The organism is Microcoleus sp. AT8-A3 (genome assembly GCF_036705675.1).
Taxonomy (GTDB): Bacteria; Cyanobacteriota; Cyanobacteriia; order Cyanobacteriales; family Microcoleaceae; genus Microcoleus.
Genome location: NZ_JAUBVD010000045.1, coordinates 22300 through 44779, shown reverse-complemented (window position 1 = coordinate 44779; position 22480 = coordinate 22300). Strand labels below are relative to the sequence as shown.

Below are 22480 nucleotides of genomic sequence, written 5' to 3'. Positions count from 1 at the left end.
TCGGGAATTGGAAATTGGGAAGAAAGCTGATTATTTATTACCTTGATCAATAATAATTGACTGTGCTTGGTCGAAAAATGGTTGCAATATAGCCCGGGCTTGCTCGGAAAGCAATTCTTTTAAACGAGTTTGCAGCAGATTGCAAACAGTTGCTTCGATTTTTTGAGTTTGGTGGGCTTCGACTATGCCGGAAAGCCAGTCTACAAGGCGCTGTTCGAGAAAATTTTGATCGTTCAGCAGCATAGCCATAGCGCAGTACCGCAAGACTAACACCCAGTGTTTGAGCGATCGTTCTAAGGTTTCTTGTTTTTCGTCGGGGAATGTTTCTTGTAGTTGGTTGGCTACTGGTTGGAAGATGCTTGCTTCCTTCTCTCGCAAAAATTCGTAAATTTTTAAGCGCTGAACAAGGGTTACAGCTTGACGCTTAAAAGCTAGGAGTTCTTCGCCTTTTAAAAAGCGGTTTTCTGCCTGATCCAGCAGCGCCTCAATCTCAGGGTGCATGATTTTAATTAAGTGGTAATCGGTAATTGATAAAAGGAAGGAAGTTCGGCAACGAGCAGTGTACGGGATTTAACGGATTTAACGGAGGGATTTTGAAGGATGAGAAAAGAGGGGTGAGGGAAGATGGATGAGGGATTGCTCTATTTTTCATGTTCTATTCCCTAGACAGATTAAAACATATCGAATAGGTCATCAATGGTGACTTCTGCTTGTTCAGTAATAGAAATTACTGGCAAGGGTGGCGGTAGGGGTAGGGCACCTACTTCCGGAATTCCTTCCCAAGAAATAGCTTGAAAAAAGTCTGCTACTGGCTGGGTTAAACTCAGAAGTTGACCGGGGTTCGAGCCAGTTGGGGTTTCTAAAGATTTTCCCAGCCAATTATAGTGACCAAAGAATTCTTGGACGGATTGGCCCAACCATGAAGTTTGACTTTTCATCTTTCTTCCTGCCTGGAGAAATCCACCATTGCACTTTCGATCGCGAAATTGGTGGGAGGAAAGGCAGGGCAGGGAATGTGCCTTTCCAGGTTGTTTACCGCAATATTTCACCGTGTTGCAGTCGATTTTGAATATCGCGGGCGTTGGCACCTTCGTTGAGCCAGAATGCTGCTGCATCAATTTTATCTGGGTTGCCAAGCAGAAACTTGCAATAGGTTTCTCCCATTGAGTAACATTGGAGTTCTATGCAGCTCAGAGGCTTTTTGACTAAAGAGCCAAAGAAACCGGCGAACAAACCGGCGTATAGGTGACAAACCGGTTTGCCTACGTCGCCCAAAGTTCGAGCAACTGCTGAGTCAAAAAGGTTGATGAAGATACAGCCGTGTTTGCGATCGCTCATGTCCACTTCCCAGCGACCCCAACCTTGAGCTGTGAAAGGCCACCACCAAGTTTCTAGCAGAAACATGAGATTTGACTGGCGAATGTTCTGGCTGTATTCGGCACTAAACCATTTTTGAAAAAATTCGGAATCTTGGAGTCCCCATTGGCAACCAATAGTATACATGATGACAGAGGACGCAGGGCCGACTTCTTCTTCGAGTCCCTCCACCAAACCAATAATGAAGTCTTCGCTTGTAAAAATGTTGCGCGACTCGTTCCAGTCGTCAATTGTGCCCATCTGGCGATCGAAGGCAAAAAAATCCTGAAATCTATAGTGGCTATGAGTTTTAGGATGATGTTGCTTTAGTAACGATTCGCTGTGGGGGGAGATTTCTTTTTTCGCGGTAGAGACCATTGGCGGGTTATTCCTTTTTGATGTAGTTTGGTGAAAATTAGAGTCAAATAGACTGGCCTGTGTATCCAATTTAACTTTATTTTTCTAAAGGTAGACACAGGGGAGAATTTTTTACTGCAATATAAAAATTAAAATTTCTAGGATGCTAAATTTGGGCGCTTGTTGGGAGTTCTGCCTTCGGACAACTGCTCTCTGAGTGCTGGCGAAAGTGGGTATAACCTTCAGCGGCTATGTGTTATCGTTTTGTGCAAGCAGTCCACTATATATATAGGGCATATGGGGATGAAAAATCACGCTTGTATTGCAATAGGCATCAATCAATATCAGTTACTCCAGCCTTTGAGTTATGCCCAAGAGGATGCAGAGGCATTGTACGGTTTTTTGACTGAGGATGCGGGTTTTGCGCCGGAGGGATGTCTGCTGATGACCGATAGCTCGCCGTCGCTGTGGGGTCAATCTACATATCCAAATCGGGAAAATATTCTGAGATTGACCCAAAGCCTCTGCGGGGAACATGTGCAAAAGGGAGATTTACTCTGGTGTTTTTTTAGCGGCTACGGTGTCAGCTATGAAGGTAAGGATTATTTGATGCCGATTGACGGCAATCCGGCTGACATTAAGGGTACGGGGATTCCGGTAGAGTTGCTGTTGAATACTCTGAAAAACGCTCCTACGGAAACTGTATTGGTGCTGGTTGATATGAACCGCAGCCAGATTTTGAAAGCGGGGGAAACGATCGGCTCTCAAACGGTCGAGCTGGCGCGGGAACTGGAAATCCCAACGGTGCTTTCTTGCCGCCCGAATCAAGTTTCGCGGGAAACTTCGGCTTTGCGTCAGGGGTTTTTTACGACGGCGCTTTTGGAGGGGCTACGCTCGGGACAGTGCATGACGATTAAGGGTTTAGACCGTTTTTTGAGCGATCGACTGCCTGAGCTGTGTGACCACCATTTGCGTCCGAAACAAGAACCTTTGATGGTGGTGAATCCTCCAGGAAAGGCTAATTTGGTGATTTTGCCCGATGTAGGGGTACCAACTGCTGCGTTGGCCGGACGCAACGGCAATATGACGGTTGGTACGGCTGATGGGTTAGATCGCCCGCAAATGGCGACGGCTAGGGATCGAATGGATCTGCCTCCTGCAGTTCGCAACGCTCAGGATTCGTCGGTTGAGATGCCGCCTGTGTCGCAGCCGAAGGCCGTGGTTCCTGCTGATGGGGGAGGCGATCGACCGAACTTGCAAAAGCCGGAGGATGAAGATAAAGGGGGGTCGGATAAGTCATTTTTGCAGCAGCTAGTTTTGTGGAGTTCCGCTACGGCTTTGGTGTTGCTGTTGGGTGTTTTTGTGACGAACAGATCAATTTTTATTGGTCAGCAGGAAGGAGATCCTCGATCGCCTGCTGAAAATGCCCAAAACTCTGGATCTCAACAATCTACTGGTACTGGGGGGTCGCAGAACCAACCGCGGGCGGTGCAAGCAGGGGCTGGAACCAAGCAGCCACCGTCGAGCCAGCAGGTGTGGGCTGAGGCGAAAACTTTCCTTAAGGATGGTTCGGCTTCTAGTTTTAATAAAGCGGTGGTTAAGGCTCGAACGATTCCGGCTAGCGATCCGCTCTACCCGCAGGCTCAGCAGGATATTGAGCGCTGGAGTTTAACGATTTTGGATATAGCTAACGGGCGGGCTGCTCGGGGCGATTTCCAGGGGGCGATCGGGGCGGCTAAATTAATGCCGGATGTCAATAAGCCTGTTTACAATCAGTCGAAACAGGCGATCGCTCAGTGGGAGGAGCTATCCAAAGACCAGGATGTAAATGCTGCTTTGCTATCAGCTGCTAAGGGTCAAATTAAGCGGGGGGTTGCCTCTTCTTACAGTAAAGGCATCCAGCAAGCTAATAAAATTGAGCCTGGTCAGCCGAAGTATGAAGAAGCTCAACAGTTAATTGGAGAGTGGAGCGAAAGTATTCTCAAAATTGCTCAGTTGCGTGGCTCTCAAGGAAAGCTGAAAGAGGCAGTTGAAGCTGCTTCGCTGGTGCCGTCGGGTACTAAGAGTTATCAGCCGGCTCAGAAGGATATCGCCAATTGGAAAACTAAGCTCCAACGCCAGCAGAAAAAAAGTTGATTTAGTTGATAATTTCTCGGTTTCCCACCGGGAAATTATTTTAGCGACTGACCAACATTAGTCGTTGGCTAGATCGATACCTCTTGATACTGAAAAAAGAGACCTACATATCGATAATTTAAAACCAATAATTTTATTCGCCATTTCCCCTCCCAGCTTCTGCGGGAGGGGTTTTTATCTGTTGGCTGGTCGGTGCGTTTTTGTATAGTGAAAGATATCGTATGAGCTGGTTAATGAGGGTTGCATAATAGGGGAATGATTTTAATGTTTTTTGTGGATGGGGCTATGAGACCGAAGGCGTGTATTTTCACAGCAGGCGGGACGCCCAACCCTAATGCCCAAAATAATCTTCAAATTATGCAACGCCGATTAATTAATATTTTAAATTCACGTCTAGAGTTTTCTGAGCCGAAGCCTCTACCGTCAAAAAATATTTTTCTAACAAAAAAGATGGGTATAAATATAGTTAAAAAATGATAAATAAATCATGAATAAATAGCTTTTATTTGAAATTTAGAAAAAAATCAGTATATTTAATTACTTGTGATTATCAGATTAAGTTATATTTTTTTAACTTAATTTAGTAAGAAGGTTTGCTACATATAATTGCTACCTAATGCAAATCAATGGGGCAAACTCGTCATAAAAACTCGGCTATGCACAGTTAATTTCTTTATCGATTTTGGTAGACTATTAGGAGCGATCGACGGATGGAAGACTGTTTAAAATTGTACTGTTTTTAAATTATGAACAGTGACATATCTGTTATGAATTATACAAAATGAGCCGTTACTGAGAATTCTCGCGGACGTGCGATCGCCCCCAAGGAATTCAGGAAACAGATTCACCGCCACACAGCAAAAAATATCTGGATTCGCAAGCTGCGAGTCTTCGTTTGCCCGGAGATGACAAAGCTGCCTTAATTAACACAAATAAGGGCTTGGCAAGAAAATCTAAAAAATATTTCCTTGAGAAACAAGAATAAAAACTTGCTCGCTTATTGTAGCCCCGGTAACAACACGTATGCCTAAAGTTATAGTCCACAGCCAAGTCTACAGGACGAGCTAAATCAATAGGGTGATGTGGCGGTGTCCGGGTGTTAAGAGGGGCGATCGAATAGGAATGTTCCCGGAGCCATCGCTTCCCAATCGGGGAGTCTAAAACCTAGGAAGGCAAGGAGTTGGAGACAAGGCTGAACTTTTTGAGGTCAGGAAAGTAGCGTTAGCACTAAACTCTGCCGTATTGTGGAAATCGAGCCAAATTTGTAACAGTTCTTAACTATAAAGAATTCTGCCAAAACTGCTAGCATAGTGACACTTTTGCTAGCAAAAACAGATAAAGTAAATAAAGTTGGCTAGCTCTAGACGCGCCGATCCCCATCCTGGGGATGTTGAATCAATTTGATTCATACCAAGTGGTTTTAGAGTTACAATCGGAATCAAAGCATCGCTATTTAACTGAGTTCTTTACTTACTTTTACTTTCAGCTATGAACGTGGATTTTATCAAAGCCCAAGTCAGGTTGCTACAGGGTGCAAGTTCATCGGAGCGAGAAACCCTTATTAAAAACATCGGCGTCTGTGCTGGCGTGATCCGACCAGGAGAGTACGTGACTCCGCAACGGAAGCACGCTATTACTCTCTGGCTGCAAACAAATGCGGTTCGCCTCCGACTTCCCCAACTTCCTCTGGACTTATCAGGCCAAAAGCCTTAACAGGGAAGTAATCAAGAGGTAGCGACAGAATCAAAGAAATTAGTCAATCTTACCTAAAAGTGCGTTTTTATTGAGCTGTACAGGATCAATGAAACACGATGAAGATTGAAAAAATGTTTGTAGGGAAAGTTGGGCTCGAAAACACGCCTGTGGACAAGAAGCGGCCGACCGCCTTGGTAGAAGCAGGAAGTGAACGTCAAACCTGCTCTAAAAGTAGATTTGAGTAAGTTTCACAGAAAGGATTATTCTGCACAACTATAACCTGGGTTATTTGCTTTTAGATTTGAGATTCACGATGTAGCTGGTATTGGATAAATAGGCTATTTGTGGATCGCCTGAAAAATTATCCTATTCAATAGGTATAACTAATTACAGGGGCAGTCATTGAACTGCCCTTACTTTTGAACCCGATGCGAAACTGTTGCAAGTTACAATAAACGCATCTACTTGTAGATAGAGTTTATGTGAACTCTCGTGTAAGCAGCAGTGGCTCTATATTATTTGGTATGTTCGAGATGGGAGGGAGAGAAGGGGAGAGGGGGAGAGGATTGGACGACTTTTGATAGGGAATTAATATCATCAAACAGAACGAGTTATAGCAATCCTTGCAGGAGTCGTACCAAGATGTAGGGGATAGTACCTTTCTTTGCCTACCCTGGCCTCATGGGGCAACCACGGGGGGTTTGCCCCTACAAGAATGACACAAAGGATTTAGGATGGCTATATTACAATTCACTTGCTTTCTAATATATTTTTCCACAAAAATACTGTGAGCAAAAAACAAAAATTTCCTTATTTAGTTGGTTCCCGATGGACTTCACACCAAAAAACTTGGGGGTGGCGACACTTTCAAGTGGTCAACCGAAAAAACGAAGGTAAATGGGTATTTGCAGAAATGGTGGCGGCTTGCGATCCAAATGTGCGTTTTTGGCTGAACGCCGCACAGCTCAAAGACCGATCGCTCTGGCAAGCTGGATGGCAGTCTACGCAAGAATTAGAGGAATTAGAAACTGCCGACTAAAAGACAGGGCTGTGGGGTAGAGAGAGGGGAAGTTCCCTCGCCTGCTGCTATCGTTCCGATTCAAACCAATACGGAGTGAGACTTTCCCGGTTTTGAAAAATCTTTTACATGACTACAAGTTCGGGAAACCCTTATGTAGCTGCGTTTTTGCTTCAGTAATTAGGTGGGAAAAATCATACAGCATATTCCATGTATATGTGGTAAACACAAGAAGAGCGATCGCCTGCTGTTTGGTGCGTCGCCACCCGTCAATCTGCCATATTTATCAAATATGAAGGAACGACACACCCTACCGATTAACTAAATTAAGCCAAATGACAGAAGCCGCCAGATAAATTCCATCTAAAAGTTTGCAGCGCGTTTGTCATCGCTCGGTACTGCTTGAGATTGACTAAGGTCGATCGTCCCATATTTCCAGCGGCACAGGGCGCAACCTTCCGGCTACTTCAACACTCGGCCAATTCGGATCAAAAGTCAAATTTTCCAAAGTTCCATCGCTGTGAATTAAAAACGTATCCTCAATTTTTGCTCCCGACAAACTCGGATTCCAAGCCACAGCCATATTTTCTGCCAAAATATCTGAAGTAGCCGGATTCGCCACAATTTCGCGCGCCAAATATCCGGTAGTTCCGCCTTGATGGTGTTCCGCAATTGCTTGAGGATATCCGTGCTCTTCGTAAGCAGTTTTAAGCGTATCGTAAACCGCATTCAGCGTTACTCCAGGCCGACACAAATTTAGCGCCGCTGCTTCAATTTCTCTAACTTTTCGGTGCAACTCTGAATGCTTTTCCCCAAGAAAATCGAAACAGACAAATCTTGTTAAATTTGCATACAAACCCCCTCCCCTGGCGCAAAATACTAACATTGCTTGTCGTCCAATTTGTTCGGCGGTTGCTGTGGCGTGGCGGTACAGCGGCAAACGCCTTTCTCCAGCAACTAAGGTAAGTGCTGGATGCAAACCTCTCGCCCACAATGCCTCTGCACCGGCTCCCGCTAGCTGATATTCTGTCCATGTGGGTTTGGCGGCGGAAAGTACCTCTGTCATCGCTTCGCTGGCTAAACGCCCGACTCGCCGGTATCGCTCTAATTCGCTTGACATCATTGTCTGTTTGCGGGATTGTAAAGATGCGATTATTGGCATTTCTTGGGAAGTTGGCCGATCGCTCATCACGTTACCGCCACCAGTAATTTGTTTGACAAAAGCTTCGCGCTGTGCAACATCTGCCCAAGGATAGATGTGCATTTGAAAGTTGGCTGGCAATTCCTCGTCCTGCAAGCGTTGAGCTTCGATTTCATCGGTGAGAACCCAAGCTGTTTCGGCGGTAATTAAAAGTTCTGCCACTCCGGTTTCTGCGGTTAGCAATACTGTATGAGAACCGCCGGCTGTGGCCCAGGCAAACCAGTCTGTACCGCGCAAGCGAAGGGCGATCGCTTTTGTTTCGGTTAAGGCTTTGCGGATGAATTCGAGTTTTAAATCGACTTCTTTGTTGAATGAGTTTATCATATATGAAATAAGAAAGAAGGAAGAAGGAAGAAGGAAGAAAATCACTGATTTTAGTTAACATTTGCTAAATCTAAAATCTACAATCTCTAAAATCTAAAATCTAAAATCTAAAATCTAAAATCGATAGATACTGCTTGCAATTCTTTAGCTTTTTCTTCGGGTAAAGCGTCGTTTGCAAACATTCCGGCGGCTAGTTCGGTTCCTGCTAAATATTTTAGCCGATCGCTCGATCGATAGGGCGGATAAAATTGGGCGTGCAAATGCGCTTCTGGATGGGGTTCCCCGTCTGTGGGCCCTTGAAACCAAGCCATCAAATAAGGGAAGGGGCGATGCCACAAACCGTCGTATTTGAGGGTGACTGTTTTTAAGGCTTTAGCGAGTGATTGCCGCTGTTTTTGGGTCAAATCGACAAATGTAGCAGCGGGAGTTATGGGCGCAATCCACACTTCGTAAGGGTAGCGGGCACAAGCGGGGACAAAGGCGATCGCCTCTTCGTCTAAATAAATAATTCGCTGGTTGTCGGAAATCTCTTTTTGAATCAAATCTTGCAGCAAACCGCTACTGTTTTTTTGATAGTAAACCGATTGACATTCTAACATCCGTGCCGGCACCGGTGGCACGAACGGATAAGCGTAAATTTGACCGTGGGGATGGTGCAAAGTTACTCCGACTTCGACGCCGCGATTTTCAAAGGGCAAGACGTATTGAATTTCGGAATTGCTGCCAATAACTGAAGTGCGATCTGCCCATACTTCTAACAATAATTCTAAATGAGATAACTCCAAAGAACCGAGGGAAGCCAGCGGATCTTGAGTGAAAACCACGACTTCGCAAATGCCTTTAGCTGGCAAAGTTTCGACAATATTTGCAGGTGCGTTTTTTGCTTGCAAAGTCAGCGAGGGAAAGCGGTTGTCAAACACTGCTACATCGTAATCTCCCGGCGGCAATTCTGTCGGAAACTTAGGGTTAATTGTAGCAGCCAGCGGGTTGTATTCCGGCGGCGGCATGAAAGTTCTTCCCTGACGGTGGCTGGCGTATGCTACCCATTCCCCCCGCAAAGGATGCCACCGAAAGTGCGGGTTTGCCTCTACGGGTTCATTGCTGGGACTTACGGCCGCGATACCTTTTGGGATTGGGTAGCGGCTGTACAGTGTGAGTGGGCGGCCGTCTGGTTTTAGCAATGTTTGGGCGTACATTTTTTGTAGGGGCGGGCGATCGGGTTTAATATATGTTAGGAGTATAACTTCGTGCTTTGAGAATCCGCCCCTACCTAAAGTCGCAAATTATTTTAACAAGTTTAGTTTGCAGTACCAACGTCAGCCGATCGTCCGCAAGTCCGCCAGGGGTTGAAACCCACGGGTTTTTTAGCTAAAGAGCTCGCTATGAGGACTAATGAGTTCTTGAGTCGTATCTAAGAGGACTTTAGCTTTGACAGGACTTACGCAGGCCTACTATATATAGTGTGCCAAAACAGGGATCTCCTTTTTCTCTCATCAAGAGTGAGCCTCACGAGATTAAAAACTTGATGGCTCAAAAAATCACCAATTCTCCTGTTTAACAAGATATAGCAGTAGGAAAGGATAGTGGTCAGACTAACTATATAGAAAGATTTAATAAGCTGTTACGCATTTAAACCATTAACGATCCAGGTAAGGTGCATCATTCGCGAACACTGACTCTACATGGGAAACGCTTATTGACTGACGCACCCTACTATCTTTTCACAAAACCTTGCTCAACTAGGCTTATCATTAGATTTTGATTCAGGTACTTGACCAGCATTACGGACGTTAATAAATTTACCGAGCAGATCGAACCAAAAGGGCGCACCCATCGCTATAGCCCCAGCACTCAACAGCCAACCAAAGATAAGTTTGATGATTCCGAATACCCAATCCCAAGGTTGAGGTTTAGCGGGATATCGGGGATTTACTTGCTTGTTAAATTGTTCCATTGTAGACCAGCCAAGAGGCATAGTTATATTATCCAAGCCTGCATTAAGGTCCTCAAAGCATTTGTTTTGTTTCTTTAATTTTTCCCTGGGATCATTCAATTTATTTGCCTCTATCAAACACTCGTCTATCTGCTTCTTGTTATTGCTAATAACCTTACTGGCAACTTGATTGATACTAGAGCGCAAAGCCGCATCTTTGTTTAATCTTTGAACGATGTAGAATGTATCAGCATTGATCGCCAGTGTAACTCCCAAGCCAATCAAAAAAGCAACCCCCTTAACATTCCGATTGTAGACACCAGATGCTCGCTCCATCGACTGATCGAACCAAATTCTTATCTCCTTTTCTAAAGACTTAATTCCCTTCTCACTAGCACTAGCTTTCCTTTGAGCTATTAAAGCGATAGAATAAATCCGCCGTCCTATTTCTGTATCTAGGTTTTTATTCTCCTTGATTGATTCTACGATGTCATCAATTGTTCCTGAAGGGTTAAAATCGTAATCATTTTGGATAATTTCCAGCAAGGTGGCCGCAAACATTTTTGAAGAAATATAGGAAGGGCCGACAGAACCTCGAATAATTTTTCTTTGATTCAGAGATCGAATCAGAGAATGATCCCACAGCTTATTAGCAATTTTTTGGCCTTGTATAGCGGACGGATCATTTGCTTCAGTGTCACCAAGTAGAATTTGGATGGCTTCTTTTAATTGTTTAGCTCTCCATTCTAGAACTGTAGCAATTAATTCTTGAATGCCTGAAACTAAAAGACTGAGAGTTAAGTAAATGAAAAACAAGCCAATAGCCACATCCAACATCGCCGGGAAGTTCATAGTTTAAAACCTCTTTACAGAAGGAGAAAATTAGTATTGACAATCAATTTGGAAAGCGATCGCACCTTTCACTCTCATCTCCTGTTGTCTGGTGAAACGATGGAGAGGTGACGAGGTGCGATCGTTCTGCAAATTCACATCCTATGCTTTATAGATGCGATGCAACCAAATTGTGTCCGCTTCTTTTTCGGCTTGAGAACCGCTCATCGAAGAGTAGCGAATCTGTGCTTCACCTATACTCCAACTATCACAGCAGGATGTAATTGCTCGTTTGGAATACTCTAGACCTTCTCCTTTTTTATTGTTACCTCCTGGCTCATTCCTGTCATACCTCCCCGGATACCACTCTCCGTAGGGATCGTTGACAATAAATCCGCTGTCGGTGTAACCATTGACAACCATAATATGACCTACTTCAGTAAAAAAACCGTGTACTATACAAAGTTTTCCATCATCAATTGCTTCGCGGATGTCCTTGAGAGTACCTTTTTCAGTTAGATCGTCTTGGATGCCATCAAAACTTTCAGCTAGACCTTTTAACCCCCATGTAGTAAAACGATTCCAACCATTATCAAGAGCACGTGTATAGAGTTCGTCTTCAAATTGACGCTGGCTGCCGCGACCTCGCATCCCCCAGTACCAAAGGCACATAGCTAGCGATGTCACGTTACAAGCTGTGTAGGGAGCAAACTTATTGTCTAGTTGAGAGAAGTATGGAACGTCCTTAATAACTTTCATGATTTGACCTCACAAGTTTTTGGATAATACTGAAACAATTGCGACCGAAAGAAATCCGGGTAGGAGGAAAAAGCGTAAGCCAGATATAGGCTCAAATTATCTGAGCCTATAAGCAGCAAATTGAATCACCTGCAATCAGACAAATATCATCAGCATTTCTATTTGCAGCGGTGAAACTAACAAAAGGTGCTTAATCGTCTGAAGATAAAACCAAATCCTTGAATTTATCCCAAGGAAACAGAGATCCGGGATCTTCGCGACGATCAGGATCTAGCTTTGCGTGCGATACTATATGGCGAAGATTGGGATACTTAGCCCAACAATAACGAATTATCTTTGCAGTAATAGCAACCTGCCAATCTGAAAAAGGATCAATAGGACTAGGTTTTTGTGTATTCACAAGTTCGATTCCCAAAGACCAATGATTGACTCTGACTCTGCCACCATTAACATCAGGGTGTGATGCTTTGTTTTGAACGTGCCATGCAGCAAGGGTTTCTGGCGCACAAGCCCAAATCTTTTGACCGTGTTCAGGCTCATTTTCATCCGGAACAAGCCAATGGAAACTAGCTTTGCCATCTCTAATTACCGAAATTGCACCTTCGGAGTTAGAGCCTGCTGTTGCGTGTATTACAACTGCTTTAATGCCATCAATGGGGTGTACATCTCGTTGACTCGTACATCCTGACCAATAATCCCGGATTCCCGGATACCAACTTTCAGGAATTAAAACGTCGAGCGGACGATCGGTGCTGGGAAGATCAAATTGGTAAGTTTTTGGATCTGCCATTTCTTGATTCCTTGCTTTAGGATTAGTGGAGAAATCATTTCTGAAATCTATTCGACTTCAATCAAAACCGAAGCCCGATCGCCCTGTCGGTGAGAAAAAGTGAGTTCCTTTTGTAAAGTTTTTGTAAGGTTTCCTGAAACGCTGCTGGTAAGGGGGTTAGAAGCCAGCAACACCTAAAATAATCAGTCAAGGTAGTGGCGATGAGACGAGAAGAAGCGCTTACCATAGTCGATCGGCTTTTACAAGCTGCTAACCACGGACAAAAACTTAACGATCTGCAATCTGCTGTATTTCTGGAAACTTGGGCGGAACATTCCTACTCGGAAATTGCCCAGCAGCTAGGTTACGAATACGACTACATCAAACAAGTGGGTTCGCATTTGTGGCGAAGTCTGTCTCAAATCTTGGGCGAACCAGTCTCCAAGTGCAATATTCAAGCTGTTTTGCGTCGCTACGAACAATCGCAACAAGCTAAGCAAGATGACGGTGAAGCGATCGACTTTTCCCGGTTTTACGAGCGTCAAGAACTGCAAACGCTAGAAAGTTGGATGATTGAAGAGCCCTATCGTTTAATGGGTATTTTTGGACTCGGTAGCATGGGTAAAGCTGTCGGCTGTGTTAGTTTTATAATTGTTGTCGGCATCGATCGAGATAAATTGTAGCTATCCGATCGGATTTAGGTGCACAAAATCCTCAAACAGTTGTGCAGTTTCGGCGAACTTTTCCCGATTGTAGAGCATCCAGGCACTTTCAAAAGCTGTTTTCGCGATCGACTTAGCCGCTCGAATTTCCGGCAGTTTGTAGTCAGGACTTTAGTCTTTTTAATGAGGGCGAAAGTCCTGACTACGATCGCAATTCCCAATTACCCAGTATATTTATCGATCGACCATTCGATCGAGCTTTTCCTTAACCAACAAGTCTAACAACGAGCGCAACACAAACAAACCACCGAATCCCGAAACCGCAAAAGCGGAGATCGCCCCCGTTTGATATCCGCCCACTAGCAGCACTGCACCCGACAAAAAGACAAAACCAGTCAAACAAGCGAAAATTAGAGTTTTCAGGGCTAAATTAATGCGTTTCAAGGCTCTTTCGCTCTCTAGATTTCGCACTCTAATTTGCAGTTCGCCCTCTTCAATTCGCTGCTCCAAACGGTTGAGATAAACTTGCGATTTGCTCGGCTGTCGTAACTTATATGTAATAAAACTTCGCGCTTGCCTTGCCAATTCTCCGATCGCATTTCCCCGCCCCTTGCTCACCGCAATACTCTTGACAAAAGGCTGAGCGGATGCTAGGAAATTGTAGTCAGGGTCGAGAGTTCTAGCAATGCCGTCGAGAGTCGTCACGGACTTGACAATAAACATCATTTCTGCAGGCAAGCGAAACGGTTGCTGCTCAAACATGATGTAAAGTTCGTTCTTAATTTCATTAAAAGCTTGAAAGTCGATCGGCTTATCAATAAACTTATCCAACAGAAAAGCAATCAACCTGCGTACCGGCATCATATCCGGCATCCGCTCAACTAAGCCGATCGTAATTAAAGTATTGAGTACCTCGTCAGTATCCTTTCTCATCACAGCAAAAAACGTTTTGACCATTTGGTCTTTAGCCAGAGACTTCACCTCCGCCATCATCCCAAAATCGTAAAAAATCAAGCTACCATCTTCTGTCACCGCCAAATTTCCCGGATGGGGGTCAGCTTGAAAAAAACCGTCAATTAACAACTGTTTCAAATAACAGCAAATTCCAAGTTGATTGAGCTTCACAATATCGACTCCAATCGCCTCTAAACTAATGCGGTCGTCCACCTTAATCCCTGGTGCGTATTCTAGAGTTAGCACTTTTTTAGTAGTGTATTGCCAGTAGACTTTGGGGACAATAATCTGAGGATATTCTCGAAAATTTTGGCTAAAGCGATCGGAATTTTTACCTTCTTGCAGGTAGTCAATTTCTTGATATAAAATCTTAAAAAACTCGTGATAAATAGATTCTAGGTCGTACTTGCGCGTCCCAGGCAAATAGCGATCGCAAAAACGCATCACTTGGCGCACCGCCTTGACATCCAAATCAAATAAACTTTCCAAACCGGGACGCTGCACCTTTACAATCACATCTTCCCCGGTGTGCAGCCTTGCTTTGTGTACCTGTCCCAGACTCGCAGCAGCCAGTGGCGACGGGTCAAAATCGCGGTACAAAGCATAAATATCCTTGCCTAACTCTGATTCTACAAGAGCGATCGCCTCTTCGGAACTAAACTGAGGAACCCGATCTTGCAACTGTTCGAGTTCCTTGACATACTCAAGCGGCAGCAAATCTGCGCGAGTCGAGAGAGACTGCCCGATTTTAATAAAAGTCGGGCCTAAATTCAGCAAAGTATTGACCAACCAATGAGCGCGAATTCTTCTAGTTTGAGGCGAATTATTTTGCAGCAGTGCGTCCCACCACAAAAAAAACATAAACTTTCCCGCCGCTGCAAAAATGTCTATTTGCCGTGCCAGTGGCGAATATTTAGAACGTTGCCAACGCAGGGTTTTAGGTGCAGCTTTTGTGAGCATAATATTGGCGATCGAATTCCATGCACCGTGACAATTTTTAGGGACAATCCAGGACGCAGAAACCGGCTTGTACGAAAAGACGGGTTGCAGGCCTTTGAAACAGTTAAAAAACTCAGTTTCTTTGGTCTATACTGCGTAATACAGCGGATTCCAGGTTTATAAAGTACACCCCAGAAACCGGGTTTCTTCTGGATTTCTCGCCAGAAACCGGTTTTATTCAAGAAACCCGGTTTCTCTGTACTTCACTTACCTGGAAAGTGCTGTATCATCTCCGGCTATACAATTATAATTAAGTTCATAGTAAGTAATGCCAGTCCTGATTAATTAATAAATAGAGGACAGTCGTACTCACTAAAAACACGCGCTAATTACTGCCCAATAACCAGACATAATATCAGTCCTGGGTAAAATCAGCAATCGAGAACCGGCAATTTAGACAGCAACCAAACAAACAATTCAAAACAGAGGACTTGGTAGTGTTTACAACATTTCCAAATCTCCCTCTTCTGGCAAGTCTTGTCGTTTCGCCTGTTCGCGGCCAATTAAGAGCAGCTTCTCAACCGAACTATTCTTCTACATTACAGAGTTCCGCTGCAAATAGCGGCAGAGTCAGAGTAAAAGATGTGCGCCACAAATTGTCAGCTTCTAAACTTTCTGCCGGACAGCTAGATACATCAATAGTACCATTCAAGTGCTGCACTAAACACTTTACCAGAGCCAGCCCCAAACCCGTACCGGCGATAGCTTGGTCAGTAATGCCAGTGCCACGGCGGAATTTCTCAAAGATATGGGGCAAATCAGCCGCAGAAATGCCGCGCCCGAAATTAGAAATGCTCAGGACAATATAGCCGGCTGCCTCAGACACTTCCAAAACTACTGCCGTTCCAGAAGCAGAGTATTTTCCAGCATTCGTCAGCAGTTCCAGCAGTATCCGATTGAGAATGTCCGGGTCAGTTTCCCAGCAAGGGGCCAACTTGGGCAAATCCACCTTCAGAGTCAATTGCTTATCCGCCCACTGTTTTTCAAAATCCCTAACTAAATCTTGAAATAAACGGTTGAGATCGATTTTGATTAGAGAAATTGGGACTTGCTGAGGCTCAAACTGCTTGAGGGCCAGCAAATCGTTAACCAGAGCAGTTTCCTTAGAACACTGCTGTTCTAGAATGTCGAGATACTTAGTCCGATTCGCTGACGGCTGTTCAGCTTGTTTGAGCATCAGAATCGCCAGCTTCATGATTGTTAAAGGGGTACGCAACTCGTGACTCAGAGTGCTGAGAAACTCGTCTTTAACCACCTTCAATTTCCGCATTTGCTCTAGCTGATTGGCAGATTGTTCGTACAGTTTCCCCTGCACGTCGAGACTTTGCTGCAACTGAGCGTTTCTGTCTAAGACTACGGTTTGCAATTCCTTAAGCGTTTGAGTTTGGATCATCATCTTGCTCGCTTGAGCGCTGACTGATTCGAGAACTTCTAGTTCTTCCGGGTTCCAAGTGCGCGGCTTCGAGTGCTGCAAAACCAAGAAACCCAAAACTGTTTCGTGGCAGCTACCGCCCGTGATGGGAACCAGCAGCAAGCCGCGAATGCCTTGGAGTTTCAAAATTTCTGTGGCTACTTCTTGTTCTTTGGCGATTAATTCGCCTGCATCAGCGAGGGCTAGGGGTCGGGGCGCACTGTGGAATGCTTGGTGGCACAAATTAGATTCTGACAGCCAAAAACCTGGATAGTTATTTGGTTTTGAGTTGGGGATTTTGGATGGGGACTTAGCAGTTTTATCCTTGTTTTTTCTTCTGGATGTTGAGCTTTTTTTTTCGACTGCGCTTTGTGTTATTGCCTGTTTATTTGGATCTTTTTTTACAACCGATTCGCAAACTAATTCGACTTTCGCTTTGGGAGTTTGATTGGGGGAGCGAGTTGTAAATAGAGGATCTGTATATTTCAATAGGAGGATTTGGCCTCTATCTACTTCCAGGGTATCGACGGTATTTTGAATAACTTGCTGCAATATTCGATCGACTTCTGAATTGGGGTCGTCCGAGGCAGCAACTAACCTGAGTAGATTTTTGTATTTAGCTTGTTGCTGTAACTGTTCGTTTAAGCTGGCAATTTCTTGAGTTTTTTGAATGTGAGAAATCGCGCTGCCGATCGCGTCTGATGCTGCTTCAAGGCGCTGCAGATCGGCTACCGACCAGTCGTAAGGTTGCGACTTACCAACAATCATCATGCCATTTACAGCCCCTCCAAATCGCGCAGGCCCTGCTAAAATTGCCCGAAAAGGCAGCGGAGTCACAGGGGAATTGGGCGATGAAGCTGCCGGAATATCAAGATAGTCGGATATCGCCACTATCTCTCCGTTTGCTAGGACGTTTGCCCAAGCGGGATGTTCGAGTGATATGCTAGGCGGTTTTAATTCTGTCGTTTGGGGGTGTTCCGGTGCTTGAGTGGAACCCGCAACATCGGCAACATAAGGGAGATTGCTCCAATTTTGCCAGTAAGCGTTCGGATGTACTACTTTCTGGTCAACCACAGCAGTAACCAAACAGAAATCTGCCCGCCATGCAGCCCCCAAAGTATTGGCTATTTGCAGCAGCAGGAGTTCTCGATCAAAGCTGGTGGCGAGAATTTGGCAAATTTGTCGCCCGAGAAGGGCAGGATCGACCTGGTACTGCATAAGACGATCCAGAAATTTTGGGACTGAGACTGATTCTGCGATTTGCGGTAAATGCAATGTGCAAGACTCTGACGGCGATCTGTCGATCGAAGTAAAGTCTTGATTTCTCTGGCGATCGATCATGGCAACCAAGCCTTTATTCTAAGATGTTTAAGCCGACTACCGCTGCAACAAATATAGAACCTCTCCATAACTGTCGGCTTAACCATTATGAGTCTGCTTTCTGTGTTTGTGGAGCCGATCGGCGGGTGACTCGATATGTAAAAATATACCCAGATATGACCGAGTTCTATTTTCCTGTTTTCTACGCTTGGATCTGTACGGGATGAACTTTGCCATCCTTGACCGGATGATTATCAATCCCATTCCCCTAATTTTGACCCCCTCGCATCCAGGATACCCGCCACGTGATTCATCCGTCCAAAAATCAAAAACCTGTATCCGATGAAACTTGCCCCCGAATTGATCTGTGGGGTCGCCTCTAAAATCTAAAATCTAAAATCTAAAATCGATTGACGGTTATTAGTAGTATGAATCTTTTCTAGAGACCGCTTAGTGACACCCATCTTCTCACTGTGTGATGTTTCCTATTTAAGTTTGTGATACTAGCAAATTTTTATTGTGATACAAATCCGCCGATCTAGTAACGCCGATCGCAAAAATTCAAAATCCCCAAATTATCACTCATAACGCCGGCTGAGAGTTTCCGAGTTTTGACTCAAAAACTCATTTTTCACAACACCTAGAGCAGCGCGGCGAACTCTCTTGTTAAATTTATTTATTTTGTGCTTCCTGTTGGGCTTTATCGCTATTTTGGCGATAAAGTGCCGTCCGGTTCTGAGCTGTGGTGTAGCGGGGATGTTTGGAAGGCACGGCTGCCATCAAATCGGAAGCTTGCTGCCACTTAGCAGCTACGACTAACCAATCCTCGCGAGATTGAGCGGTTTTGCCCTCGGTGGCTGCTTGTTCGGCTACTCGCACTGCTTGTGCAAAAGAGTCACCAGCAGAATTAACAGTCTCCTTAGAAATTTTCACAGCAGGTTTTGCCTCCGAGGGAGGAGCACTGGCAACTGCTTGGGTGCTGGCTTGTTTAGTGTTTGGCACTTGGGAATTAAGTCCTTTGTAGATGGCGGCCGCTGCAGCGAGCAACAGCACGCTCAAGCTGATGCCGCCGACGATACCGCGCTGAAATTGTTGCGGTTGCTGCATCGATCGAGGTATAGCCATTCTTGGCAAAGCCCGCTTGCCTCCCACAGCTTGTCGTTCGTGATGGGCTGTGGCTAAACGCTTGAACAAATTCGGCTTTCGGAGTTTAATTTCTTGAGACCACAACAGTTGATTTTCGGGATCGCGGCTAATTTCTTCCAGCCACAGCAGTTGGTGTTCTCGGACAAGCCGGCTGTTGATGTTGACTCGGCGAATATTGTGGGGCGAAATGCGTTCCAAAATTGCTCGGACTCGATCGACCAAACTAGACTCTTCGAGCAATTGGGGCGTTGCAGCTTCGCACAGCAGTTGCAACACCCCGTCTGCAAACACAGCTCGGGCCCTGACCCCTACCTGTGCCAGTTCGTCATTAAGGATTTGAATAATCGATGCAACCGAACCCTCGCGAGCTTGTCGAGCAATGTCATCTATTGGATTTGCCATAAAACTATGTTGACGCTTAGCAACTGTTAATTGTTAACCCAAAGTCTCGGATCTAATTTTTATTCATACAGGTTATCACTGACACTGCCAGGTTAAAATGAACAGATGCAAATCTTGCATACCGATCCACTTAAAATTATCACCACAGCATCGAGCGAGGCTAACAGGAAATAAACTATGGGTAAAGTAATTAGCGGTCAAATTTTTGTTGTAGACGACAACATCGATACAGATCAAATTATCCCTGCCGAATACCTGACCCTGGTTCCCTCGAAGCCGGATGAGTACGAGAAACTAGGCAGTTACGCGATGATTGGGTTGCCCGATCGCTATGGTAAGTTTATCGAATCCGGCGAACAGAAAACCCGGTATCCGATTATCATAGCGGGCGAAAATTTTGGCTGCGGTTCTTCGCGGGAGCACGCTCCGATCGCTCTGGGGGCTGCAGGTGTCACAGCGGTGGTAGCTTTGTCTTACGCGCGCATTTTCTTTCGCAATTGCTCGGCTACTGGCGAATTGTACCCGATCGAATCAGTCGAGCGGCTTTGCGACTTGTTTGTAACGGGCCAAGAAGTGACGATCGACTTTACAGCAGAGGTAATTGTCAACCACACTCTCGATCGAACTTTCTCGCTCAAGCCGTTAGGAGAAGTAGGGCCAGTAATAGATGCCGGAGGGTTGTTTGACTACGCGCGCCAAACCGGAATGATTGCGGCTCGCTCTTAACTTTTAAACCCCCTGCAATGTCAGGGCTGTTTCGGGGCAGCCACGGGGAGTAGGGGTCGGATTGCCCCTACAGAAAACGATGATTTTGACTCTTGTAGTGCTACCCCTACTCCCCGTGCCTACCCTCCCCATCCACGATTTGCTCGTGTTTCAGAGATTGGGGCAGCCACGGGGGGCAGCCCCTACAAGAGGATGAAACAGCTCTGCCTGCAATGTAAGGTGGACGCCTGGGCGCACCTTACGAATATCTCCCTCCTCAAACCCCTGCAATGTGGGGTGAGTGCCAATTTTCTCAAATCGAGTCAATAAAATTCAATAAAATACGTTGGTGAGCAATCCCAAAAGGTCGCACATCTCCTGACTGCTCAGAAAAGCATTTGCCGGCCCGAATCTGCTGGGGTGTCAACAACTTCATATCCCAACCCTCAAGCAAAACTAAATCCTTGACATCCGCACTAAGTTGTGCATAAAAAACGTGGCGAACAACATCTTTTTCGACATCACAACAGAAAAAAGAAACACTTGCAGGAGCATAGCCAATTTCCTCTGATAATTCCCGCACTACAGCAACTTCCGGCGTTTCCCCCGGTTCCAAGTGTCCGCCAAACAAAGCCCAATGTCCGGGATACCTGATATGAGGAATATCGTCTCGCAACTGACAGAGAAACTTGCCGTCTTGGTACAAAATCGCGATCGCAACGTGAATTTTAGTCATTTGTTAAAAAGCAGAAAGAAGGAAGAAGGAAGAAGGAATAAATTGCTGTAGGGGCGGGTTCACCAACATCTGTAAAACCCACCAAAAATCTAGGTAAACCCGCCCCGACCATAATATTATGGTTAATGAACTTTGAGGATAAATAAACAGATCCAAATCGCCCAAGCGCAACTATAAACCTTTGATTTTTATGAAATAGAATCACTTAATGAAATAAATTATAGCGGTTCTCAAGCGTGGTGAAATATGGGGGCGAACCCTAGGCCCACGGCTCCCTATGACCACCTCATGTTACTGAGAAAGGCTATAGCATCTTCCTATTTTTATTTAGTTGCCGCTGGAGTGCGCTTTAATTGTTCCATTTCCTCAACATAAACTTCACCTAAATCTTTTCCGGCCAAATCCTTCAGAGTAATACTCTTGTAGCGGACTTCTCCCTTCAGCAATACTTCATCGCCAAGCTGGGGCAACTCTTGCTTGGTTAAAATCCAAATACTGCCAGTACCATCCTCAAGTTGATAAGCCGCAGTCCCCACAAACGGAGCGCGATTTTCCACCTTTCCCCGGAGATAAACTTCACCATCGACTTGTCGCTTTTGTTGAATGTCGCCAATGCTAGCAACATTAAAACCAAGATTAAGTTGAGACATGGGTAAATTGCCGCAACTGAAAAAACCGCTGGCGAGGATTAGCGACAAAGAGCTGGTACAGAATCTTTGAACCCAAACTTGCTTAATTGCAGTAGTCATTGTCAACTGATTTGAGATGTGAGATACGACTTACTTTAACAGAATCCCCAGAATCGATCGCAAGTAAGAAATTTCTCTAGTGTAGTCCTTGGCGGGGATTAAGCTAAAATCTAAAATCATCAGCCCCTAACCCAGAGTCTACAATGGATGCCAAAACTGCTCAAATACTAGATGGCAAAGCTTTAGCGACAAAGATTCAAAGCGAGCTGAGCGATCGAGTCCGCGCCCTACAACCCAAAAAGGGTCGTCCTCCGGGACTTGCGGTGCTGATGGTAGGGGACAACCCAGCTAGCGCAGCCTATGTTCGCAATAAAGAGCGAGCCTGCGCTAAAGTTGGGATAGCTTCCTTCGGCCAGCATTACCCAGCCAACGCTACTCAAGCCGAACTAGAACTTGCAATTCGTGCACTCAACGAGGACGATCGAGTAGACGGCATTTTAGTTCAATTACCGCTACCAGAACACTTAGATGCAATTTCGCTGCTGTACCAAATTGCCCCCGACAAAGATGCTGACGGACTTCACCCTGTAAATTTAGGCCGTCTCGTGCGTGGCGAGGAAGGTTTGCGGAGTTGTACTCCCGCCGGAGTGATGCGGTTATTGCAGGAATACCAGATTGATTTAAAAGGAAAAAACGCCGTTGTTTTGGGACGGAGTATTTTAGTAGGTAAACCGATGGCGCTGATGCTTTTAGAAGCCGATTGTACTGTTACTGTAGCTCATTCGCGATCGCAAAACCTAGAATCGATTACCAGCCAAGCTGATATCTTAATAGCCGCAGTCGGCCGCACAGAAATGATTACAGCTAATATGGTCAAACCTGGATCGGTAGTAATTGATGTCGGTATTAACCGCGTCGTCAATCCAGACGGTACGAGTCGTTTAGCCGGAGATGTTGATTTTAATGCGGTTAAAACAGTAGCCGAATTTATCACACCGGTGCCGGGAGGAATCGGGCCGATGACTGTTGCTATGCTTTTGGAAAATACCGTTTCGAGTTACAGCATCAAGTAGTCAT

General features: G+C 45.2%; 20 protein-coding genes. 7 read left to right on the top strand and 13 right to left on the bottom strand.

All coding sequences use genetic code 11. The annotated features are described in order from the left end of the window. Positions 1-30: 30 nt before the first annotated feature. The 3 genes from QUB51_RS22450 to QUB51_RS22440 form a co-directional block, all read right to left on the bottom strand. The gene (locus QUB51_RS22450; protein ID WP_333057685.1) at positions 31-501 is read right to left on the bottom strand and encodes a phycobilisome protein; all 471 of its coding nucleotides are present in this window, start codon (positions 499-501) and stop codon (positions 31-33) included. A gap of 170 nt (positions 502-671) precedes the next feature. After that, a complete protein-coding gene (locus QUB51_RS22445) occupies positions 672-938 on the bottom strand; it encodes a hypothetical protein (protein WP_333057683.1) in 267 nt (88 codons plus the stop codon). Positions 939-1032: 94 nt separating this feature from the next. Next, positions 1033-1734, bottom strand: coding sequence for a V4R domain-containing protein (locus QUB51_RS22440; protein ID WP_333057681.1), 702 nt, complete (start codon positions 1732-1734; stop codon positions 1033-1035). 282 nt (positions 1735-2016) lie between these two features. Between QUB51_RS22440 and QUB51_RS22435 the strand changes: the two genes are divergently transcribed. The 3 genes from QUB51_RS22435 to QUB51_RS22425 all read left to right on the top strand — a co-directional run bounded on the left by QUB51_RS22435 (position 2017) and on the right by QUB51_RS22425 (position 6583). After that, the gene (locus tag QUB51_RS22435; protein ID WP_333057680.1) at positions 2017-3849 is read left to right on the top strand and encodes a peptidase C14; all 1833 of its coding nucleotides are present in this window, start codon (positions 2017-2019) and stop codon (positions 3847-3849) included. Between the two features lie 1488 nt (positions 3850-5337). Continuing rightward, positions 5338-5562 (top strand): hypothetical protein, encoded by a 225-nt coding sequence (locus QUB51_RS22430; RefSeq protein ID WP_006635912.1) that lies wholly within the window; start codon positions 5338-5340, stop codon positions 5560-5562. A 769-nt stretch (positions 5563-6331) separates the two neighbouring features. Beyond that, positions 6332-6583, top strand: a complete 252-nt coding sequence (locus QUB51_RS22425; RefSeq protein WP_242725377.1) for a TIGR02450 family Trp-rich protein — start codon at positions 6332-6334, stop codon at positions 6581-6583. Positions 6584-6974: 391 nt separating this feature from the next. Here QUB51_RS22425 and QUB51_RS22420 read toward each other — a convergent pair whose 3' ends face one another. From QUB51_RS22420 to QUB51_RS22400, 5 genes are all read right to left on the bottom strand, one after another. Continuing rightward, positions 6975-8087: a M24 family metallopeptidase gene (locus tag QUB51_RS22420; protein WP_333263394.1), complete on the bottom strand. Its 1113-nt coding sequence runs from the start codon at positions 8085-8087 to the stop codon at positions 6975-6977. A 107-nt stretch (positions 8088-8194) separates the two neighbouring features. After that, entirely contained in the window at positions 8195-9283 is a 1089-nt protein-coding gene (galT, locus tag QUB51_RS22415) for a galactose-1-phosphate uridylyltransferase (protein WP_333057678.1), read from the bottom strand. A 539-nt stretch (positions 9284-9822) separates the two neighbouring features. Further along, the gene (locus QUB51_RS22410; protein WP_333263391.1) at positions 9823-10872 is read right to left on the bottom strand and encodes a hypothetical protein; all 1050 of its coding nucleotides are present in this window, start codon (positions 10870-10872) and stop codon (positions 9823-9825) included. Between the two features lie 141 nt (positions 10873-11013). Continuing rightward, positions 11014-11610, bottom strand: coding sequence for a C39 family peptidase (locus QUB51_RS22405; protein WP_333263389.1), 597 nt, complete (start codon positions 11608-11610; stop codon positions 11014-11016). 190 nt (positions 11611-11800) lie between these two features. Further along, positions 11801-12400 carry an N-acetylmuramoyl-L-alanine amidase gene (locus tag QUB51_RS22400; RefSeq protein WP_333263386.1) on the bottom strand — a complete coding sequence of 200 codons (600 nt, stop codon included), beginning with the start codon at positions 12398-12400 and terminating at the stop codon, positions 11801-11803. Between the two features lie 200 nt (positions 12401-12600). Between QUB51_RS22400 and QUB51_RS22395 the strand changes: the two genes are divergently transcribed. Together QUB51_RS22395 and QUB51_RS22390 are read left to right on the top strand one after the other, a co-directional pair. Then, a complete protein-coding gene (locus QUB51_RS22395) occupies positions 12601-13062 on the top strand; it encodes a hypothetical protein (protein ID WP_333263383.1) in 462 nt (153 codons plus the stop codon). An 18-nt stretch (positions 13063-13080) separates the two neighbouring features. Beyond that, complete coding sequence (locus QUB51_RS22390; RefSeq protein WP_333298333.1) at positions 13081-13323, top strand: hypothetical protein; 243 nt, start codon at positions 13081-13083, stop codon at positions 13321-13323. Here QUB51_RS22390 and QUB51_RS22385 read toward each other — a convergent pair. The 3 genes from QUB51_RS22385 to QUB51_RS22375 form a co-directional block, all read right to left on the bottom strand. After that, positions 13276-14955: an AarF/ABC1/UbiB kinase family protein gene (locus QUB51_RS22385; RefSeq protein ID WP_333263379.1), complete on the bottom strand. Its 1680-nt coding sequence runs from the start codon at positions 14953-14955 to the stop codon at positions 13276-13278. The genes QUB51_RS22390 and QUB51_RS22385 overlap by 48 nt on opposite strands. Positions 14956-15520: 565 nt before the next feature. Further along, positions 15521-17623 carry an ATP-binding protein gene (locus tag QUB51_RS22380; RefSeq protein ID WP_333263376.1) on the bottom strand — a complete coding sequence of 701 codons (2103 nt, stop codon included), beginning with the start codon at positions 17621-17623 and terminating at the stop codon, positions 15521-15523. A 774-nt stretch (positions 17624-18397) separates the two neighbouring features. After that, entirely contained in the window at positions 18398-19273 is an 876-nt protein-coding gene (locus QUB51_RS22375) for a hypothetical protein (protein WP_333057675.1), read from the bottom strand. 177 nt (positions 19274-19450) lie between these two features. Between QUB51_RS22375 and QUB51_RS22370 the strand changes: the two genes are divergently transcribed. Continuing rightward, positions 19451-19999 (top strand): LeuD/DmdB family oxidoreductase small subunit, encoded by a 549-nt coding sequence (locus tag QUB51_RS22370; RefSeq protein WP_333042404.1) that lies wholly within the window; start codon positions 19451-19453, stop codon positions 19997-19999. Between the two features lie 292 nt (positions 20000-20291). Here the strand turns inward: QUB51_RS22370 and QUB51_RS22365 are convergent, their stop codons facing one another. Then, positions 20292-20714 carry an NUDIX hydrolase gene (locus tag QUB51_RS22365; RefSeq protein ID WP_333233207.1) on the bottom strand — a complete coding sequence of 141 codons (423 nt, stop codon included), beginning with the start codon at positions 20712-20714 and terminating at the stop codon, positions 20292-20294. 323 nt (positions 20715-21037) lie between these two features. Further along, positions 21038-21463: a DNA-binding protein gene (locus QUB51_RS22360; RefSeq protein ID WP_333233209.1), complete on the bottom strand. Its 426-nt coding sequence runs from the start codon at positions 21461-21463 to the stop codon at positions 21038-21040. Positions 21464-21606: 143 nt separating this feature from the next. On the opposite strand from QUB51_RS22360, the gene folD reads away from it, so the two are divergent. Next, positions 21607-22476, top strand: coding sequence for a bifunctional methylenetetrahydrofolate dehydrogenase/methenyltetrahydrofolate cyclohydrolase FolD (gene folD / locus QUB51_RS22355; protein ID WP_333247948.1), 870 nt, complete (start codon positions 21607-21609; stop codon positions 22474-22476). Positions 22477-22480 lie beyond the last annotated feature (4 nt).

Excerpts from the sequence above, each read along its gene's own strand:
- QUB51_RS22435 (WP_333057680.1), top strand. The coding sequence starts at position 2,017 with ATGAAAAATCACGCTTGTATTGCAATAGGCATCAATCAATATCAGTTA.
- QUB51_RS22385 (WP_333263379.1), bottom strand. The coding sequence starts at position 14,955 with ATGCTCACAAAAGCTGCACCTAAAACCCTGCGTTGGCAACGTTCTAAA.
- QUB51_RS22370 (WP_333042404.1), top strand. The coding sequence starts at position 19,451 with ATGGGTAAAGTAATTAGCGGTCAAATTTTTGTTGTAGACGACAACATC.
- galT (WP_333057678.1), bottom strand. The coding sequence starts at position 9,283 with ATGTACGCCCAAACATTGCTAAAACCAGACGGCCGCCCACTCACACTG.
- QUB51_RS22430 (WP_006635912.1), top strand. The coding sequence starts at position 5,338 with ATGAACGTGGATTTTATCAAAGCCCAAGTCAGGTTGCTACAGGGTGCA.
- QUB51_RS22395 (WP_333263383.1), top strand. The coding sequence starts at position 12,601 with ATGAGACGAGAAGAAGCGCTTACCATAGTCGATCGGCTTTTACAAGCT.
- QUB51_RS22410 (WP_333263391.1), bottom strand. The coding sequence starts at position 10,872 with ATGAACTTCCCGGCGATGTTGGATGTGGCTATTGGCTTGTTTTTCATT.
- QUB51_RS22360 (WP_333233209.1), bottom strand. The coding sequence starts at position 21,463 with ATGACTACTGCAATTAAGCAAGTTTGGGTTCAAAGATTCTGTACCAGC.
- QUB51_RS22445 (WP_333057683.1), bottom strand. The coding sequence starts at position 938 with ATGAAAAGTCAAACTTCATGGTTGGGCCAATCCGTCCAAGAATTCTTT.
- QUB51_RS22380 (WP_333263376.1), bottom strand. The coding sequence starts at position 17,623 with ATGCAGTACCAGGTCGATCCTGCCCTTCTCGGGCGACAAATTTGCCAA.
- QUB51_RS22375 (WP_333057675.1), bottom strand. The coding sequence starts at position 19,273 with ATGGCAAATCCAATAGATGACATTGCTCGACAAGCTCGCGAGGGTTCG.
- QUB51_RS22450 (WP_333057685.1), bottom strand. The coding sequence starts at position 501 with ATGCACCCTGAGATTGAGGCGCTGCTGGATCAGGCAGAAAACCGCTTT.
- QUB51_RS22420 (WP_333263394.1), bottom strand. The coding sequence starts at position 8,087 with ATGATAAACTCATTCAACAAAGAAGTCGATTTAAAACTCGAATTCATC.
- QUB51_RS22405 (WP_333263389.1), bottom strand. The coding sequence starts at position 11,610 with ATGAAAGTTATTAAGGACGTTCCATACTTCTCTCAACTAGACAATAAG.
- QUB51_RS22440 (WP_333057681.1), bottom strand. The coding sequence starts at position 1,734 with ATGGTCTCTACCGCGAAAAAAGAAATCTCCCCCCACAGCGAATCGTTA.
- QUB51_RS22365 (WP_333233207.1), bottom strand. The coding sequence starts at position 20,714 with ATGACTAAAATTCACGTTGCGATCGCGATTTTGTACCAAGACGGCAAG.
- folD (WP_333247948.1), top strand. The coding sequence starts at position 21,607 with ATGGATGCCAAAACTGCTCAAATACTAGATGGCAAAGCTTTAGCGACA.
- QUB51_RS22400 (WP_333263386.1), bottom strand. The coding sequence starts at position 12,400 with ATGGCAGATCCAAAAACTTACCAATTTGATCTTCCCAGCACCGATCGT.